The sequence below is a fragment of the Roseofilum acuticapitatum BLCC-M154 genome (assembly GCF_030068475.1).
In the GTDB taxonomy this organism is placed as follows: Bacteria; Cyanobacteriota; Cyanobacteriia; order Cyanobacteriales; family Desertifilaceae; genus Roseofilum; species Roseofilum acuticapitatum.
The window spans coordinates 1-17506 of record NZ_JAQOSP010000090.1 but is presented as its reverse complement, the minus strand read 5'-3'; the positions used below and the strand labels follow the sequence as shown (position 1 = coordinate 17506).

14 protein-coding genes and 2 pseudogenes are annotated in these 17506 nt (G+C 46.9%); 9 read left to right on the top strand and 7 right to left on the bottom strand.

What is annotated here, in order from left to right; genetic code table 11:
* Positions 1-88 precede the first annotated feature (88 nt).
* Genes folD through PMG71_RS13385 form a run of 3 tightly spaced genes read left to right on the top strand, consistent with a single transcriptional unit; the run spans position 89 to position 2395 of the window.
* On the top strand, positions 89-964 hold the full coding sequence (folD, locus tag PMG71_RS13395) for a bifunctional methylenetetrahydrofolate dehydrogenase/methenyltetrahydrofolate cyclohydrolase FolD (RefSeq protein WP_283754200.1): 876 nt from the start codon (positions 89-91) through the stop codon (positions 962-964).
* Between the two features lie 36 nt (positions 965-1000).
* Complete coding sequence (gene crtE, locus PMG71_RS13390) at positions 1001-1927, top strand: geranylgeranyl diphosphate synthase CrtE (RefSeq protein WP_347179284.1); 927 nt, start codon at positions 1001-1003, stop codon at positions 1925-1927.
* A 9-nt stretch (positions 1928-1936) separates the two neighbouring features.
* Positions 1937-2395 carry a divergent PAP2 family protein gene (locus tag PMG71_RS13385; protein WP_283754198.1) on the top strand — a complete coding sequence of 153 codons (459 nt, stop codon included), beginning with the start codon at positions 1937-1939 and terminating at the stop codon, positions 2393-2395.
* Positions 2396-2543: 148 nt separating this feature from the next.
* Here the strand turns inward: PMG71_RS13385 and PMG71_RS13380 are convergent, their stop codons facing one another.
* Positions 2544-3677: a beta-ketoacyl-ACP synthase gene (locus tag PMG71_RS13380; protein ID WP_283754197.1), complete on the bottom strand. Its 1134-nt coding sequence runs from the start codon at positions 3675-3677 to the stop codon at positions 2544-2546.
* A gap of 34 nt (positions 3678-3711) precedes the next feature.
* Between PMG71_RS13380 and PMG71_RS13375 the strand changes: the two genes are divergently transcribed.
* The 5 genes from PMG71_RS13375 (at position 3712) to PMG71_RS13355 (ending at position 12669) form a co-directional block, all read left to right on the top strand.
* Positions 3712-7308, top strand: a complete 3597-nt coding sequence (locus tag PMG71_RS13375) for a helicase-related protein (protein ID WP_283754196.1) — start codon at positions 3712-3714, stop codon at positions 7306-7308.
* A 373-nt stretch (positions 7309-7681) separates the two neighbouring features.
* Entirely contained in the window at positions 7682-8278 is a 597-nt protein-coding gene (locus PMG71_RS13370) for a Uma2 family endonuclease (RefSeq protein ID WP_283754195.1), read from the top strand.
* Between the two features lie 9 nt (positions 8279-8287).
* The gene (locus PMG71_RS13365) at positions 8288-8797 is read left to right on the top strand and encodes a type II toxin-antitoxin system VapC family toxin (protein ID WP_283754194.1); all 510 of its coding nucleotides are present in this window, start codon (positions 8288-8290) and stop codon (positions 8795-8797) included.
* Positions 8787-8978, top strand: coding sequence for a hypothetical protein (locus PMG71_RS13360; RefSeq protein WP_283754193.1), 192 nt, complete (start codon positions 8787-8789; stop codon positions 8976-8978). The genes PMG71_RS13365 and PMG71_RS13360 overlap by 11 nt, the downstream gene beginning before the upstream one ends.
* Positions 8979-9081: 103 nt before the next feature.
* The gene (locus tag PMG71_RS13355; RefSeq protein WP_283754192.1) at positions 9082-12669 is read left to right on the top strand and encodes an Eco57I restriction-modification methylase domain-containing protein; all 3588 of its coding nucleotides are present in this window, start codon (positions 9082-9084) and stop codon (positions 12667-12669) included.
* Here PMG71_RS13355 and PMG71_RS13350 read toward each other — a convergent pair.
* From PMG71_RS13350 to PMG71_RS13330, 6 genes and pseudogenes are all read right to left on the bottom strand, one after another.
* The gene (locus PMG71_RS13350) at positions 12664-13281 is read right to left on the bottom strand and encodes a Uma2 family endonuclease (RefSeq protein WP_283754191.1); all 618 of its coding nucleotides are present in this window, start codon (positions 13279-13281) and stop codon (positions 12664-12666) included. The two genes, PMG71_RS13355 and PMG71_RS13350, sit on opposite strands and share 6 nt — an antisense overlap.
* Positions 13282-13344: 63 nt before the next feature.
* Positions 13345-13482: pseudogene (locus PMG71_RS23920) on the bottom strand (type II toxin-antitoxin system VapC family toxin); the annotation flags it as partial.
* On the bottom strand, positions 13479-13709 hold the full coding sequence (locus PMG71_RS13345; RefSeq protein ID WP_283754190.1) for a type II toxin-antitoxin system Phd/YefM family antitoxin: 231 nt from the start codon (positions 13707-13709) through the stop codon (positions 13479-13481). The gene PMG71_RS13345 and the pseudogene PMG71_RS23920, both read right to left, overlap by 4 nt.
* Before the next feature lie 4 nt (positions 13710-13713).
* A complete protein-coding gene (locus PMG71_RS13340) occupies positions 13714-15351 on the bottom strand; it encodes a flavin monoamine oxidase family protein (RefSeq protein ID WP_283754189.1) in 1638 nt (545 codons plus the stop codon).
* Positions 15352-15499: 148 nt separating this feature from the next.
* Complete coding sequence (locus PMG71_RS13335) at positions 15500-16222, bottom strand: peptidylprolyl isomerase (protein ID WP_347179283.1); 723 nt, start codon at positions 16220-16222, stop codon at positions 15500-15502.
* A gap of 60 nt (positions 16223-16282) precedes the next feature.
* Complete coding sequence (locus PMG71_RS13330) at positions 16283-16855, bottom strand: photosystem I assembly protein Ycf4 (RefSeq protein ID WP_283754188.1); 573 nt, start codon at positions 16853-16855, stop codon at positions 16283-16285.
* A gap of 453 nt (positions 16856-17308) precedes the next feature.
* Here PMG71_RS13330 and PMG71_RS13325 point away from each other — a divergent pair.
* Positions 17309-17506 (top strand): annotated as a pseudogene (locus PMG71_RS13325) (photosystem II D2 protein (photosystem q(a) protein)); the annotation flags it as partial.

Here is a 17506-nt window from a genome sequence, read left to right as displayed (position 1 = left end):
AAGAAGTGGTAAGTCAAGAAAGGGATGAATGATTCATTACCCATTATCTACTACCCATTACCAGCGCGGAGCGCTATTGATTCTTGGCATGGCAAACGACACCCCAAAAATTCTCGACGGTAAAGTAACAGCTCGCACCATCAAAGCGAGCTTAAAAGCCGAAATTGAGTCCTTACAATCCCGAATGGGTCGTCCTCCGGGGTTAGCGGTACTCCTGGTGGGAGATGACCCAGCGAGTGCGGTCTATGTAAGAAATAAACAAAAAGCTTGCGATCGCATTGGTATTACTTCCTTCGGTCGCACTTTCCCAGCCTCCACCGAGCAAGCCGAACTCGAAGACACCATCCACGCACTCAACCAAGACGAGCGCGTGGATGGAATTTTAGTTCAACTTCCCCTACCCCATCATTTAGATGCGGTGGCTCTGTTGCATCATATCGATCCTCGCAAAGATGTGGATGGACTGCACGCGACTAATTTAGGCAAATTGGTGCGTTCGGAAATGGGGCTTCGCAGTTGCACCCCTGAAGGAGTGATGGCTCTGCTGAAAGAATATGACATTGAGATCTCTGGCAAAAATGCCGTGGTGGTGGGACGCAGTATTTTAGTCGGCAAACCCATGGCATTAATGTTACTCGAAGCCAATGCTACGGTCACTATTGCCCATTCGCGATCGCAAAATTTATCAGAAATTACCCGCTCTGCGGATATCCTGGTTTCTGCCGTAGGGCGACCCCAGATGATTACCTCCGAATGGGTTAAACCGGGTGCGGTAGTGATTGATGTCGGCATTAATCGCATTATCGACCATGAGGGCAAGGGCAAATTAGTCGGAGATGTGGATTTTGAAGCTCTCAAACCCATCTGTAGCGCCATTACACCTGTTCCCGGTGGAATCGGGCCGATGACTGTCGCCATATTATTGCAAAATACAGTATGGAGTTACCGGCAAAAGATCGCTTAAATTTAAAGATCTAGCCTTAATTCAATCCCATTTAGAATGGTACTAACAAACGACATGCAATCCCCTCAATCGGCGATCGCCTTTGATTTAAACAGTTATTTAGGCGATCGCAAGCGCCAAGTAGAAGCCGCCCTAGAAGAAGCCGTTCCCCTCCTCTATCCAGAAACCCTCTATGAGTCCATGCGCTACTCCCTCTTAGCTGGGGGTAAGCGCCTACGGCCCATCCTCTGTCTCGCCAGTTGCGAGCTATCTGGGGGCACAATAGAGATGGCAATGCCCACTGCTTGCGCCCTAGAAATGCTCCATACCATGTCTTTGATCCATGATGATTTACCCGCCATGGACAATGATGATTATCGTCGCGGTAAGCTCACCAACCACAAAGTTTATGGCGACGACATCGCTATTTTAGCCGGGGATGGCTTGTTAACCTATGCCTTTGAACATATTGCCCGTGAGACTGAAGGCGTGCCGAGCGATCGCCTGTTACAGGTGATTATCCAAGTTACGAGTGCTGTAGGTGCAGCCGGGTTAGTCGGTGGACAGGTGGTAGATCTCGAATCGGAAGGGAAATCGGATGTGGATATCTCGACCTTAAACTATATCCATACCCACAAAACGGGTGCATTACTCGAAGCTTCTGTGGTTTCTGGAGCCATGTTAGCCGGGGCATCCCCAGAATTATTAGAGCGTCTGAGTCAATATGCCAAGAATATCGGCCTGGCTTTTCAAATCGTTGATGATATCCTCGATATTACCGCCACTTCTGAGGAACTGGGCAAAACCAGTGGTAAAGATGCCCAAGCGCAAAAAGTGACCTATCCAAGTCTCTGGGGAATTGAGAAATCGAAACAAGAAAGTAAAACTTTAATTGAACAAGCTAAAGCCCAGTTAGAGGGGTATGGGGAAGCGGCACAACCCCTATTGGCGATCGCCGATTTTATTACTGCCCGAAGTTATTAGAGAAGAGGAATGCAGGTTGTGAATGAAATTCTGGGAAACCGGATATTAATTGTCGCTTTGATTGCTTGTTTGAGTGCCCAGGCGATTAAATTAGTCGTAGATTTGATTAAAAATCAAAAGCTCAATATTCGGGCTTTAGTCACTACGGGAGGAATGCCCAGCTCCCATTCTGCCCTGGTTTCTGCCCTAGCCACTGGGATCGGTATGACCAGTGGCTGGTCTAGTCCGGAATTTGCGATCGCTACCATTTTTGCCATCATCGTCATGTATGATGCCGCAGGAGTGCGCCAAGCTGCCGGTAAACAAGCTCGTATCCTTAATCAAATTATTGATGAATTATTCCAGGAAAATCCAGAATTTAATGAAGACCGTCTTAAAGAATTGCTTGGCCATACCCCATTTCAAGTGATTATGGGCTTACTCTTAGGGGTATTGATTGCTTGGTTAGCTTGTCGTTATGTCTTTTAATAAATGAGTTGGGGAAAAGCTGGCGATTGTTTAACCGGATTTGATCTCATTTTTATAGTCAATTTAAATAACAATGAGACATGATGTAACTCAATGTGTAAGGTGGGCACTGCCCACCCTACTTGTGAGTGTCTCAACCTTAATTGAATCAACTATAATTCCCAAGAACGATCGCCCCATTGTTCCCACCAAAGGCAAAACTGAGACAAAGACAGTGTTGAATCGATTGAGGATGAGCAGAGCGAACAAAGTTGAGATTAAACTCTGGCTCCTTTAAGCCCACACAAGGGGGTAAGATTTGATCTTTGATGGCCATTAAAGAAAAGGCAATCCCTAATGCTCCAGAAGCGCCTAGGGTATGGCCGGTTGCGCCTTTGGTGGAACTGACTGCAACGGTTGGGGGAAAGAGATGCTCGATGAGGTGACTTTCGGCGGCATCATTTAAGACGGTGCTGGTTCCGTGGGCGTGAATGTAATCGATCGCCCTTGGAGTTAAGCCAGATCGCTCTAAGCAGGTTTTAATGGCGATCGCCGCACTGGTGCGATCGGGTTTGGGGGCGCTCACATGGTAGGCATCGCTGGTAAAGGCAGCTCCCAGAATTTGACCGTAGATGGAGGCTTGGCGCTGCTGGGCAGACTCTAGGGACTCTAGGAGCAGAAATGCGCCCCCTTCCCCTAAAACTAAGCCTTCGCGATCGCGATCGAAGGGATAACATCCGGTTTTCGCTAAGGCTCCCATTTGCGTAAATCCGGCTAGGGTTAAGGGGGTAATGGGGGCTTCAATGGCTCCCGCTAACACCTGTTGCACTCTACCGGTGCGAATCAGTTCATAACCTTGGGCGATCGCCCACATGCCCGTATTACAAGCATTCATGGGCGCTTGAACAATGCTTTGACTCCCGGTGAGTTGAGCCGCCATTCGCGCTGGCAGATCGGGCAAATAGTCGAGACAATCGCATAAATTGGGATGGCCGGTCAAAAACCGATCGGCGATCGCCTCCCAACTGCCTTGAGCGCTACGACTCGATCCAATCACAATCGCCAGATCGGGTAAAGGAGGAGTCATCCCCGCATCCTTGAGAGTATCCAGAACTAACTGACGAGTCAGATCCCGTAAATTGGCCGGGGAATTGGCAATCATGGCGAGGGGACGAGGTTCGAGTTCGGGGAAGGGTTGGGCTGTGGCGATCGCCGATTCTCCCTTGAGTAACTTCTCCCAAGTGCGATCGCGCCATCCCAACGCCGAGACTAAACCCAATCCAGTAACAACAACCACTGTCATAATATCGAAAACGACTCTATCGCCACTTAACCTTATGTCTGGTATTTATGATAATTGTGATTTTCCCTTACTGCCCCAACTCCAGCAGGTCTTGCAGCAAGCCTATCGGGCCGATTTCTGTGTCGGCTATTTTAACCTCAGAGGTTGGGGGAAATTAGAAGCCCAAGTCGAGCAATTTAGGGCGGGTGCAGGCCACAATTGTCGTTTATTAGTGGGAATGCACAAACTCCCCAACGACCATCTGAAAAGCCTTCTAGCCATTGGTCGAGGCAATCTGAAGATGTCCCAGGAGCAGACCCTGCCACTCAAAAAAGTCATGGCCCAAGAGTTTCGGGAGCAGTTGACCTATGGTGTGCCGACGACCGAGGATGAAGCGAGTCTAAAACGATTGCAGAGCCAGTTAGAAGCGGGCAAACTGGAGGTCAAGCTATTCCTGCGCCATCTGCTCCATGCCAAGCTTTATCTGATTTATCGCGGCGATCGCATTACTCCCCGTATTGCCTATGTGGGCAGTAGTAACTTGACCTTTTCCGGTCTCAGGGGTCAGGGGGAACTGAATGTGGAAGTCACCGATCGCGATGATACCCAAAAGCTAGAAGCGTGGTTTACCGATCGCTGGGAAGACCGGTTTTCCCTGGATATTTCCCAAGATCTAATTGAGGTGATTGATGAAAGCTGGGCCGGTAAACAGCGATCGCCTTTTTATATTTACCTGAAGATGGCCTATCACCTATCCCAGGAAGCGCGGGATGGCTTGAGTCGCTACCAAGCGCCCAAACATTTTGGCTTATTGGAATTTCAGGAGCAAGCGGTGCGGGTAGCCATGCAGCATATTGATAAGCGCCATGGGGTGATCATTGGGGATGTGGTGGGTTTGGGCAAAACCCTGGTGGGAACGGCGATCGCCTATAAGTGCGAAGAAGAATATGGGACGAGTACCTTGATCATCTGTCCCAAGAATCTGGAATTGATGTGGCAAGGGTATGTGGATCGATATGGCTTACGGGGAAAAGTGGTTCCCGTTAGCCAAGTAGAAAAAATCTTACCGGAAGTGCCCGCAAGATTTCGGTTAGTGCTGATTGACGAGAGTCATAACCTCCGCAACCGGGAGGGGAAACGGTATCAAGCGATTAAGAAGTATGTGGAGGAAAGTGGGAGTCGGTGTATTTTGCTGACGGCAACGCCTTATAACAAAGACTATTTAGATTTATCGGCTCAGTTGCGTCTATTTTTGCGTCCAGAACAGGATTTGGGCATTAAGCCAGAAGCTTATATTCGCGACATGGGGGGAGAGGTGAAATTTGTATGGCGACACCCGGCGACACCGGTGCGATCGCTGATGGCTTTTGAACAGAGCGATCGGCCGGAAGATTGGCAGCAGTTGATGAATCGCTATATGTTGCGACGAACCAGGGGATTTATTCAAAATACCTATGCTAAACAGGATGAACGAGGCGCTTATTTAGAGTTTGCTAATGGCGATCGCTTCTATTTTCCTCTGCGCCGTCCTCGGACAGTAACCTTTAGCACGGATTCAGCCACCGATCCCTATGCGCGGCTGTATAGCGATCGCGTGGTGGATACGATCAACCGCTTGCATTTGCCTCGCTATGGTTTGGGTAATTATGTGATATCTCCCCCCAAAAATAAGAAAACCAAGGGTAAAACTTCACCTGGTCAAATGAGCTTGGTTACTGGATTTGACCATTTGCAGCCCACGGAAGCAGAGCGGAAAATTTTGGCGAATCTTTCCCATGCAGGGCAGCGCCTGATGGGGTTTTGCCGCACCAATTTATTTAAGCGTCTAGAAAGTAGTGGCGCGGCTTTTCTTCAGTCCATTGAGCGTCATATTTTACGCAACTCGGTTTATTTGTATGCGATCGCCCAGAATTTGCCCATTCCCATTGGCAGCCAAGATGCTCTCTTGCTCGATAGCACTACGGATGAGGATAGCGATAGCTTGCTGAGTCAGGATTGGGAAGCTACCGACATGGGAGATACAACACTTTACGCGGTAATGAGAGACAGTCGGAACGATCCCCCTACATCCCCCTTAAAAAGGGGGACTTTTACTGCCCCCCTTTTTAAGGGGGGTTGGGGGGATCGAGATGCAGGGGATAGCGGAGTCAACTTCTGTAATGAAGATACTGAGGAACCGGGAGATGATGCGGCTGGATTTAACCCGGTAGAATTGGAAGCACGAGCGGCAACCATCTACGATCTCTATCAAAATCGCTATCCGAACCGCTTTAAGTGGATTCATCCCCGGTTCTTTACCCCCGAACTGGCGGCAGATTTACGCCAGGATGCCCAAGCATTGAGGGAAATTTTGGCGATTGGCGGGTTTTGGGATGCCACTGAAGATAGCAAGTTGCGATCGCTCATTCAACTCGTCAGCGTCCAACATCCCCAAGAAAAAATCCTCATCTTTACCCAGTTTGCCGATACTGCTCGATATCTCTCTGAAGCTCTAGAAACCCAAGGCATCACCCATATCGGTTTAGTTACCGGCAATTCTCAGAGCGATCCGACTACCCTCGCCCACCGATTTAGTCCCCAAAGCAATCAGAAAACCATCTCGCCAGAGCAAGAAATTAGAGTATTAATCGCCACCGATGTTTTGAGTGAAGGGCAAAACTTACAAGATGCTCGGATTGTGGTCAATTATGACTTACCTTGGGCGATTATTCGCTTAATTCAGCGCGTTGGACGGGTCGATCGCATCGGCCAAGAAGCTGATGAAATTTTCTGCTATTCCTTTTTGCCCGCAGAAGGAGTCGAAGAGTTGATTAATCTGCGGGGGCGTTTGCGCGATCGCCTCAAAGAAAATCAGGAAGTCGTCGGAACCGATGAAGCCTTTTTTGAAGACGACGAACAGCGAGAAGTCTTATTAAATCTCTATCATGAAAAAGCCAATATTTTAGACGAAGATGAAGACTCTGGCGAAGTTGATTTAACCTCAGAAGCGCTACAAATTTGGCAAACCGCCATTGATGCCAATCCCCGCTTAAAACGGATGATTCAAGACTTACCTGATGTCGTCCTCTCCACCCGCCATCATCAACCCACCACCTTAGATCCGGAGGGCGTTTTGCTCTATTTACGGACGGCTGAAGGAACCGATGCCCTCGCCTGGGTGGATGCCGAGGGACATAGCGTCACCCAGTCCCAAATGCGAATTTTACGCATGGCTCGGTGTTCGATCGATACACCAGCCCTAGAGCATCATCCCCAACATTATGAATTAGTGAAAAAGGCTTCCGAACAGATTAGCGAGCAAAGTAAACGAGTTTCCGGGAGTTTGGGCAGTCCGAAGGGCGCTAGGGCAAAGATCTACACTCGCTTAAATGCTTATTGCGAGTATGTAGAGAATACTACGCCTATTTTAGCTCAAGGTCAAGAGTGGAAGCATTTAAAGAAAGCGATCGAGATGATCTATAACTATCCTCTCAAACAAAACGCGATCGCCTCTCTAAATCGAGAATTACGGGCTGGAATTTCCGACGAACATTTAGCCCAAAACGTCACCTATCTAATGGAACATGATGCCTTATGTGTAGTGAGTGCAGACGGTGATTTTGAAGGTGCTAAAGTCATTTGTTCCATGGGTTTATTTGACCGGTTATCATGATCTCAACCCTCTCCCTTTCATGTCCGCAGGAAAATCCCTCTCCCAAGGGAGAGGGACTTTTCTCCCCTTCTCCCGTGGGAGAAGGGGTTGGGGGAAGGGGGCACAACCAGTAAGGTGGGCAGTGCCGTGACAACTTTAAAATGGTGGGTTACGGCGGATTGATAGATTGCTGTCAGAGTCTAGGTTTTAGCCGCCTAACCCACCCTACCCTATTGCTCAACCCTCTCCCTTGGCAGAGATCGTAGGGTGCGTTAGCGAAAGCGCAGGGCACCTGCTCCCCTGCTACATTGCGATCGCCCCAACACCCCTTTTTAATAGGGATTTAGGACGATCTTCAAGGCTCAGAACAAGACAAAAATATAGGAGGTGAAATATGGTTACTGCCATCACAAAACAGAGCGCAATTGAAGAGTATCTAGAACAGGAAAATCGGAACATTGACAAAAGCGAGTTTATTCAAGGAGAAATCATCAAAATGGCGGGTGCATCGGCGAATCATAATAGACTTACAGGAAAACTTCATGCTCTCTTGCTGTTTGCGTTAGAGGATCTGGATTTTTCTGTATTTGTCAGTGATATGCGCTTGTGGCTGCCTGCATTCGAGAGTTATGTTTATCCCGATGTCCTCGTCATTGAAGGAGAGCCAAATTTTACCGATAGTAAACAGATGGCGGTGACGAATCCCTGTTTCATTGCCGAAGTCTTATCCGCTTCCACAGAAGGGTTTGATAAAAACCAGAAATTTACCCTCTATCGCTCCATTCCCCAGCTACAGGAATATCTGTTAATCGATCAATTTACCTATCGTGTCGAACTCTATCGTAAGGTGGGCGAGCATCAATGGCTGCTCACCGAGTTGATGGGCGAAGAGGCGATCGTAGAATTGCAGTCAGTTAATGTTACAATTAAATTGTCCGATCTGTATAAGCGAGTCCAATTTCAGCAATCCACGGAAAATACAGGAGATTAGGAGAGAAACATGGCAACCAAAGAGGTTTATAATATTATGCCTAGCGTTTACGTTGAAACCTCTGTTATTAGCTACCTCACAGCACGTCCTAGTCGTGACCTTATTATTGCTGGGCATCAACAAATTACTAGCGAGTGGTGGGTAACTGAGCGTCCTAAATTTGAGATTTATATTTCAGAACTCGTTATTCAAGAAGCTCGTAGGGGAGACCCTAATGCTGCACAAGAAAGATTAGACTTACTGGAAACCCTAGCTGCTTTAAAAATTTCTCCTCTTGCCCTAGAACTGTCTGAACTCTTTTTAAGGAAGGCTACTATTCCCCAAACAGCAGCAGCAGATTCTCTGCATATTGCGATAAGTGTGATCAATGGGATGGATTATTTACTCACTTGGAATTGCAAACATATTGCCAATGCCATAACCCGAAAAAAGATTGAACAAATCTGTCGTGAAAGAGGTTATGAACCCTCAGTTATTTGTACCCCTGAAGAATTAATGGAGGATAATGATGAAACCTGACTCTATTGTTGAAGAAGTCCGTCAAGCACGAAGGGCGTATATGGAGGAGTGCAATAACGATCTACAAGCGCTATATGAAGATCTCAAACGTCAGGAAGAACAAAGTCAGAGAACTTACTATGCTTTTGCTCCAAAACCCTCTCCTTTTCAACTTACAGGAACTTCTTCTAGCCAGCAGTAGCAGTAGGGTGCGTTAGCGAAGCGCAGGGCACCAATCCTCTATATATGGGTTCCATCGTAATTCCCATTCCCCTATTCCCCCACTCCCCCACTCCCCCATACTCATGAAACTCAATCGTAAACGCACCGAAAACTATCTGAAAACCTTTGACTTTGAATCCTTATTTATCGAAGAACTCGGTTGGGATACCCTAGATCATCTCCAGATCCCACTTGAAGTGCAGGAGCAAATTTTTCCGGTGGAAACTATTGCCCAGAAGCGGGGGTTTACGGTTTATCAGTGTGTTAGTGAAACCATTCCAGAGCGCAAGGTACAAAAACAGTTAGATCGGCAATTAACCGAGTATTCCCAATCCCATTTACTCATTTTTACCGACCGGGCGCAAACCAAACAGGTTTGGATGTGGGTGAAGCAGGAACCGGGGCAAACGCCAAAACCTAGATTTCATACTTATACGGTGGGGAAAGCGGCAGAAGCTTTAATTCAGAAGCTAGAAGCTTTAGCCGTTGATATTTCGGAAGAAGAGGATTTAACCCTGGTGGATGTGGTGCAACGGGTGAAATCAGGCTTTAATATTGAACAGGTTACGAAGCAATTTTTTCAGGATTTTGAGGGATTACATCAGAATTTTTGTCTGGAGATTGAAGGGATAGAAGATAGCGGCGATCGCCGGTGGTATGCTTCCGTATTGTTGAACCGGTTGATGTTTGTCTATTTCTTGCAAAGACGGTATTTCCTCGATGGGGGCAACAGTGAATATTTACAGCATAAGTTAGCAGAGTGTCAGGAGAGCGATCGCCCCTTTTATGGCTTTCTCAAGGATCTGTTCTTTGAAGGGTTTGCCAAGCTAGAAGCCGATCGCCATCCAGAGATTCGGCAGCGCTTAGGCAAAATTTGTTACCTGAATGGCGGCTTGTTCCTCCGTCATGCCATTGAGCAGAAGTATCCCCAGATTGAGATTAAAAATCAAGCCTTTCGCCATGTTTTGGATTTATTTAGTCGCTATTCTTGGCACTTAAACGATCGCCCCGACGCGGAAAAAGAGAGTAACGAAATTAACCCCGATGTCCTTGGCTATATTTTCGAGAAGTATATCAATCAAAAGGAGTTTGGAGCCTATTATACCCGTCCGCAAATTACCGAATATTTGTGCGATCGCACGATCAACAAGTTAATTTTAGACCGGGTAAATCGTCGCGCTAACCAAGCATTCACGGATATAGAGCAGCTTTTAGAGGGCTTAGATGACTCCCTCTGTCACCTGCTCCTCAAGGACATTTTACCCCAATTATCCTTACTCGATCCCGCTTGTGGTTCTGGGGCTTTTTTAGTCGCAGCCATGAAGACGTTAATCCCCATTTATCAGCAAGTTATCAATCGCGTAGCTCACTCCACAGATGAGAAGTTAAGCGTCGATTCCCCTAAATCCCCCTTAAAAAGGGAGACTTTCGCTAATGCCCCCTTTTTTAAGGGGGGTTGGGGGGATCAAAACATACCTCATAATAGCGAAAACGGCCATAACTCCCTAGAGTATTACATCAAAAAGCGGATTATTACCGATAATCTCTATGGGGTAGACATCATGGAAGAAGCCACAGAAATCGCCAAGTTGCGCTTGTTTTTGGCGCTGGTGGCTTCCGTGGAGCGGGTGGAAGATCTCGAACCTTTGCCCAATGTGGATTTTAACATTATGGCGGGGAATTCTCTGATGGGTTTGATTCGGGTGGATGGGGATGCGTTTAATCGGTTGGGTGCAGCTCAAAAGCAGACATCAGCCATTGAACCGACTCAGCTTAATTTGTTGGGGAAAACCTTTATTCAGGGCAATTTATTAAACTCCCTAGCGGCTTCTGAATATGAGAAGATTCTGGCGGAGAAAAACAAGAGTATTGAGCTGTACAAAAAACACGCTTTTTTATCGGATGAGCAACGGGATGCGGAGGAGCGCTCCAAGGATCAAAGTATTTTGGCACTCAGAAATCATATCGATGAGATTAACCGGGAGTCTCAGGTTAAACTGAATCAGATTTTGTTAGATGAGTTTAGTACGAAGTTGGGGATTAAATATGAAGAAGCGCAACTGCCAGGGAAGCCGAAGAAGCGGGTGCTAAACCGGGCAGATATCGATGCTCTGGAGCCGTTCCATTGGGGCTATCATTTTGATAAGGTGTTTGCGCGGGGTGGGTTTGATGCGATTATTGCCAATCCGCCTTGGGAGATTTTCAAGCCTCAAGCGAAAGAGTTTTTTGCTCGCTACAGTGCTTTGGTGACGAAAAACAAGATGGATATTAAAACGTTTGAGAAGGAGCAGGAAAAACTGTTACAAGATCCGGAAGTTGCCGCAGCTTGGTGCGAGTATAAGAGTCAGTTTCCCCATGTGAGTTTGTATTATCGCTCTGCTCAAGAGTATCAGAATCAAATTTCGGTGGTGAATGGACGCAAGCAGGGGACAGATATTAATCTTTATAAGTTGTTCCTAGAGCGCTGTTTTCATTTATTGCGCTCAGGGGGAGAATGTGGAATTGTCATTCCGAGTGGCATTTATACAGATTTGGGAACGAAACAACTGCGAGAACTGCTGTTTTCCCAAACTCAGGTAACGGGGTTGTTTTGTTTTGAAAATCGCAAAGCAATTTTTGAGGGTGTTGATAGTCGTTTTAAGTTTGTGGTGTTGAGCTTTGAGAAAGGGGGAAAAACCCAATCTTTCCCGACTCGGTTTATGCGTCATGAGGTGCAGGAGTTGTTAGATTTTCCGGGAGCGGATGATATTCATTTAGATGTGGATCTGATTCGTCGTTTGTCTCCGGATTCTCTGTCGGTGATGGAGTTTAAGAGCGAGATGGATATGCAAATTTCCCAGAAGATGACGCGCTTTCCTTTGTTGGGTGAAACCATTGCAGGCAAATGGAATTTAAAGCTTACTCGTGAATTTGATATGACGAATGATAGTCATTTATTCAAGACTGAGCCAGGGGAGGGGCGATTACCGCTTTATGAAGGTAAGATGATCCATCAGTTTACTCATCAGTTTGCAGAACCTCGTTATTGGGTAGATGAAAAAGAAGGTCGTCAAGCTGCGATCGGAAAAAAAGGAACTGATAGTGGTCAAATCTTAGATTATCAGAATTATCGTTTAGGGTTTCGTGATGTTGCCCGAAGCACTGATGCAAGAACGTTTATATCAACAATTACTTTTGGCGTATTCCATGGAAATAAATTGCCAAATTCTAGAATCTATGATGCAGGAAAACGAATTATAAAAAATAGTGAATTATTACTTCTTTCTGGAATTTTAAATAGTTTTGTTATTGATTGGATGACTCGCCAGAAAGTATCTTCTACTTTAAACTTTTTCTACGTTTATTCCACTCCTGTACCCCGCCTACAAGAAGGCGATCCTTGGTTCAATCCCATTGTGGAGAGAGCGGCTAAACTGATTTGCACCACCCCCGAATTTGACGACTTAGCCGCAGAAGTCGGCTTAGGTTCCCACCAAAACGGCGTTACCGATGAAACCGAACGGGGCAAACTGAGGGCAGAACTCGACGGCATCATTGCCCATTTATACGGTCTCACCGCCACGGAATTTGCCCATATTTTAACCACATTCCCCATCGTTGCTGACGACGTGAAACAAGCCGCCCTCAATGCCTATCGGGATCTGGAGATGAGGGAAGAGGAGCCGCTATAGATTAAAAATCTCCTGTGCTGATAAGTTGAACTGAGGAAAAGTCGGAGAAATAATGGGAGTATTGTCAGTGAAACTCGTCATTTGATATTCGCCATCCACTAAATTACAAACAAAAAATGTTGCTTGCTTGGGGTTGCCGATCAACTTTCTTGGCCCCAATGCGGCATAATCGATAATCCAATATTCTTGGATACCCATTTCTTCATAATCTCGAAATTTATTATAGTAATCGTCGCGCCAATTCGTAGAAACCACCTCGACAATTAATTGGACTGATTCAGGATTTTGAAGAATAGATTCGCTTTCCCACCGAGATTCCATACCCATCAGTTCTTGGTTCAAAACGATAATATCCGGTTCATATCCTGATTGTTTCCGTTTAGGTTTGACAATTGATTCTCTAGGAATCGTCCAAATCCCTCCTTTTCCCATCTGCCGAATCACAATCAAGAGTTGCTCCATCAGGGAACCGGCTAGATGGGAATGTCTCCCCCTTGGCTTGGGCATTTCGATAATGACTCCATCATGCAGTTCGTATCGGACTTCTGAGTTTTCCGGATACCAGTTTATAAATTCATCAAAATTGTAGAATTGGGGTTTAGCTTGAGTCATCGATCGCTAAGATTATATTGTTGGTAACCATGAATGTCCTATAAGATGGGCATCAACTGTAGCAAGTGTTTCCCAAATACTGATCGGACTCAGCCAGAGTTGAGTTTTGGGATCGGCGATTACAGTTTGTAGGCGTATTGGTAATTGTTGATTACCGAGTAAATACCAAAGCCAAATATGGGTATCTAGCAAAACTTTCATGCCAAAACATCCCAAGCTTCGGCAACTGGTTCAATGATATCTCCCACAATTTCACCTGTACCTTTCATTACCCCAAAGCTTGGACGTTCAATTGGCTTAGTGGCAGGATAAACAATGGCTAATGGTTTTCCTTCATGAATAATCGTGAGCGGAATTTTGGTCTGTTTAACTTCTATCAGTAGATTTTGTAAGCTTTCCGGTAATTCTGTTATGGTAATTTCTGTCATTTTCTTACTCGGTAGACTGGATTGAGTTTAGCAAAAGAGACTCAGAAGATGCCACAACTCCCAACTGCCTTAACACTGTTTTCGCGGCTAAACGTCCCGACTGTGCCGCACCATTCATATAGCCTTGATGTTCATCACTGGTATGTTCTCCAGCAAAAATCAAGCGCCCGTGATGAACATTCTGCTCGTCTTCGCCCTCGATGTAAACGTGATGTTGAGCAAATCCTGTATACTGCCTTGGCTTAAAGCAAGCATAGCTGCCTAAAGCATAACTATAGGTCGGCCAATGGAAGCGAGCCGCTTTGCCATTGTAGCTTTTGAGTAGATTAGGAATGAAAGGATCGAGCATTTCGGTATAGAGACGAGCATTCTCTTCAACGCTGTAGCGCTGACTATTCCAACCAATATCTCCTCCCAGATAATAGGTCATTGCTCCCAGTTCAGACTGTTGCAGTTGCGAAGCTTCAAAAAAGGTTTGCAAGGGCAGATCGGTATATCCCAGACCGCTTAATCCTTGGTCTCGCCAGACGGGTTGGTTATGGCCGACCGTCACTTTCACATTATTGGCGTAACCTACCTCGTCGATAAACTGGCGCAAGGTCTGGGGCAAGGATACACCCATGGGAACGGAACGAAGAACGCTAAAGGGAATGGCAAGAACGACGATATCTGCGTCTACATCGGTAGAGTTGAAGGTGAGTCTAAATCGCTCTCCTTGCTGCCGAATGGATTCTAAGGCCATTCCTGTCTCAATTTGATTCTGTAATTCTCCTGCCAGGGCATCGGTAATCGCTTGCGTGCCATTTTGAACTAGATATCGTTCATCGGAATATCCAGTTGATTCTACATTGCCTTGCTCATCCACAGTAGGAAGCAACCAGATCAGGTTCAGGGCTGTGATGTCATCGGCTTCGAGTCCCATCTCGACAATCATGACGAGTTCGATGAATTCTCGCAACCATCCCGATAGGCCGATACGATCGCCATATTCAGCCACCGAGAGCGCATCTAATTCAATACTGACATTCTCCCAATCTTCATCCAGGCGATCGCTATCAACAGCAATTCGCTCGGCAACGGGGAGAAGCGCTTCAGCGAGTTTGGCTTCGGAGATCGTTTGCCCATCAAAATAATAGAGATCCTTGAGAGCCAATTCTTCAGGGACAAAGCGATCGAGCAAAGGAATCTGGAATTCTTGGGCTAGGGCCAGCATATCCTCATGGTCGCTATTGATATACTCAGCACCCAAGTTTACCCAGAGACCTTTACCGACCACATCTTTAACGGTATACATTCTGCCACCGACGCGATTTGAGGCTTCGTAAAGGGTGGCGCGGTAGCCTGCTTTTTTCAGGTGGTAGGCAGCACTCAAACCTGCTATCCCCGCTCCAATAATGGCAATTTTGGGGTCAGTTACATCTTGCGCCCACAGCTTAACACCGGGAGATTGACCTCCAGCAGCCAAGAGCATTCCACCGCCAAAGATTCCGGCGCTTTTGAGAAATGAACGCCGTTTTAGACTTTGGCGGTTCTGATGCTGTTGTATTTCTGACCATTCATCAAGGGGAATTCTACGGCGATTAGATTGTGCGGCCAAACGCAAGGCGCGAGAGAATAGACCAAATAATCGATGGCGTGCCATATAGGTTAGGAGATGGGGGGATGGGGGGATGGGGGAATGGGGAGATCAATCGACTCCCTCTCCCTAGATCTCGTAGGGTGGGCAGGGCAAGAGGTGTAGAAGTTCGATCCTATCGCCCCTTCTGCTGCCCACCCGACCCACTCTAGAACTACCGTTTTAAGTTTTCCAAACCCTGGGTGACTTGCGCTGAGTCAATGCGATCGCCTTCTTGAATTTGATCGATTGCGTCCATGCCTTCGGTAACATAGCCGAATACGGCGTAATTGCCATCTAGAAAAGACAGATCCGCCAAAGTAAAGTAAAACTGGGAGGAGGCAGAATCGGGAAATTGCGATCGGGCCATCGCCACCGCTCCACGGGTATGCTGAAGTTCGGGAGGCTTGGTAATTTGGGCGACCTGAAACGTCTGACTATAAATCGGTTGGTTTTCTCCTTGTGGGGTAATTTCTAGGGGAATTTGCCGCTCCTGTCCCGTAGCCGGATCGACAAATCCACCGGTTCCGTTGCCTAGGGGATCGCCTCCTTGCACCACAAAGGGTTGAGGCTCACGGACAACTCGATGAAATGTCAGACCATCATAAAACCCGCGCTCGACTAAATCGACAAAATTTCCGGCCGTTACCGGCGCTTTTGTGCCATCCACCCGAATGGTAATCGGTGAGCCTTTCACTGTCATCACTACCGTAGCTTCACCCTCCAAAGTGGGCAAGCCATTGAAGGGGCGATTGGGATCGGAGCTGGCTAAGGGGGAAGGGGTGGCTTGGGGCGAGGCATCTGATTCTGGAGATGATGGGGTTTGAGTGCATCCGGCGATCGCCAATGCCCCCAAAAGCATTAACGCGATGACCCAATATTTTGGTCTAAGTTGCATAGTAGAATTGACTTAATTTCTGTTACCAAGGCTACGGATTGATTGTACCGAATCAGTGACTTAGAGTCCTTCTAAAGGCACTTCTAAAAATCGGGCTAACTCTGCCGCTTGATTTTCTAAGTCTGAGAGGCTCATGGGTTGTCCCACACGGGTTAAGGGAATATTGGCTTTTCCTTTAACCCGCAGATAAATTTTCCGTTGGGGATTGAGTCCTTCTTTGATGATTACCCCCACTGCTTGAATATCCTCTAAGGCATAAGTCAAGTCCACTTGACGGTTTTTGCCCGGAAAACCCCAACGAAAGATCCTCGCCTTACCGGTATTCGCATTAAATTCATTGTAGCCGCCGCCCACATCCCACAGAATCACCAGCCACAAATAGAGTGCCAGTAATATCCCAGCGCTGCCATACAAGCCCATCACCAAACCTTGAGGCACAAAAACTAGCTCAGTGGGATTGCTAAAGGGGATCAGGTTCACTTGTGAGTAGCTCGATATCCCTGCGAGTAAAAAGCCGGTTGCGCCAGTAGAAATGATAGTTGCCCAAGCATAATTACTCAGTCGGCGTGAACCGAGAATCGATTGGCGTAAAACTTTTTTGTCGGTTGGTGAGGAGGTTCCTTGTGCCGTCATAGGTCTGGGTAAGATTGGATCGCTATACCAAATTAAAAGTGCTTTCTGATTCTACCTTACTCTTTGCCCAGCATTGACCCAATGGCGATCGCCCACTGCCATCGAATCTAGCCCCCCTCTTTTATGAGAAAATGTGTGACATATTGTAAAAATTCTCAGATTGTTTATTATATATATTATGCAGAAAATCCAATCCCCTTAAGGAATTGGATACCTCTTCTGCTTTCTTGTGGTATGTTAAGAAAGATTAATTTGCTCGTGAGTAGAAGCTCCAGTGACAAATTAATTAAAGTAATGGCTGTTCCTGAAAGTGGAGAGGTCATTCTCCTATAGGGAAAGACACTCAAGGATTTTACCATCCAGGAGTCTACCCCTTAAACATCCGCCCAGGGAAGCCTTGGGAACTCATCCCTTGCAATTGATTTAAATTTGTAACGTCAGAGGATTTGCTCAATGACAATCGCAGTCGGACGCGCCCCCAGTGAAAGAGGATGGTTTGATGTCCTCGACGACTGGCTCAAGCGCGATCGCTTCGTCTTCATCGGATGGTCAGGACTCCTACTATTCCCCTGTGCCTACCTCGCCATCGGCGGTTGGCTCACCGGAACCACCTTCGTCACCTCCTGGTACACCCATGGGTTGGCCTCCTCC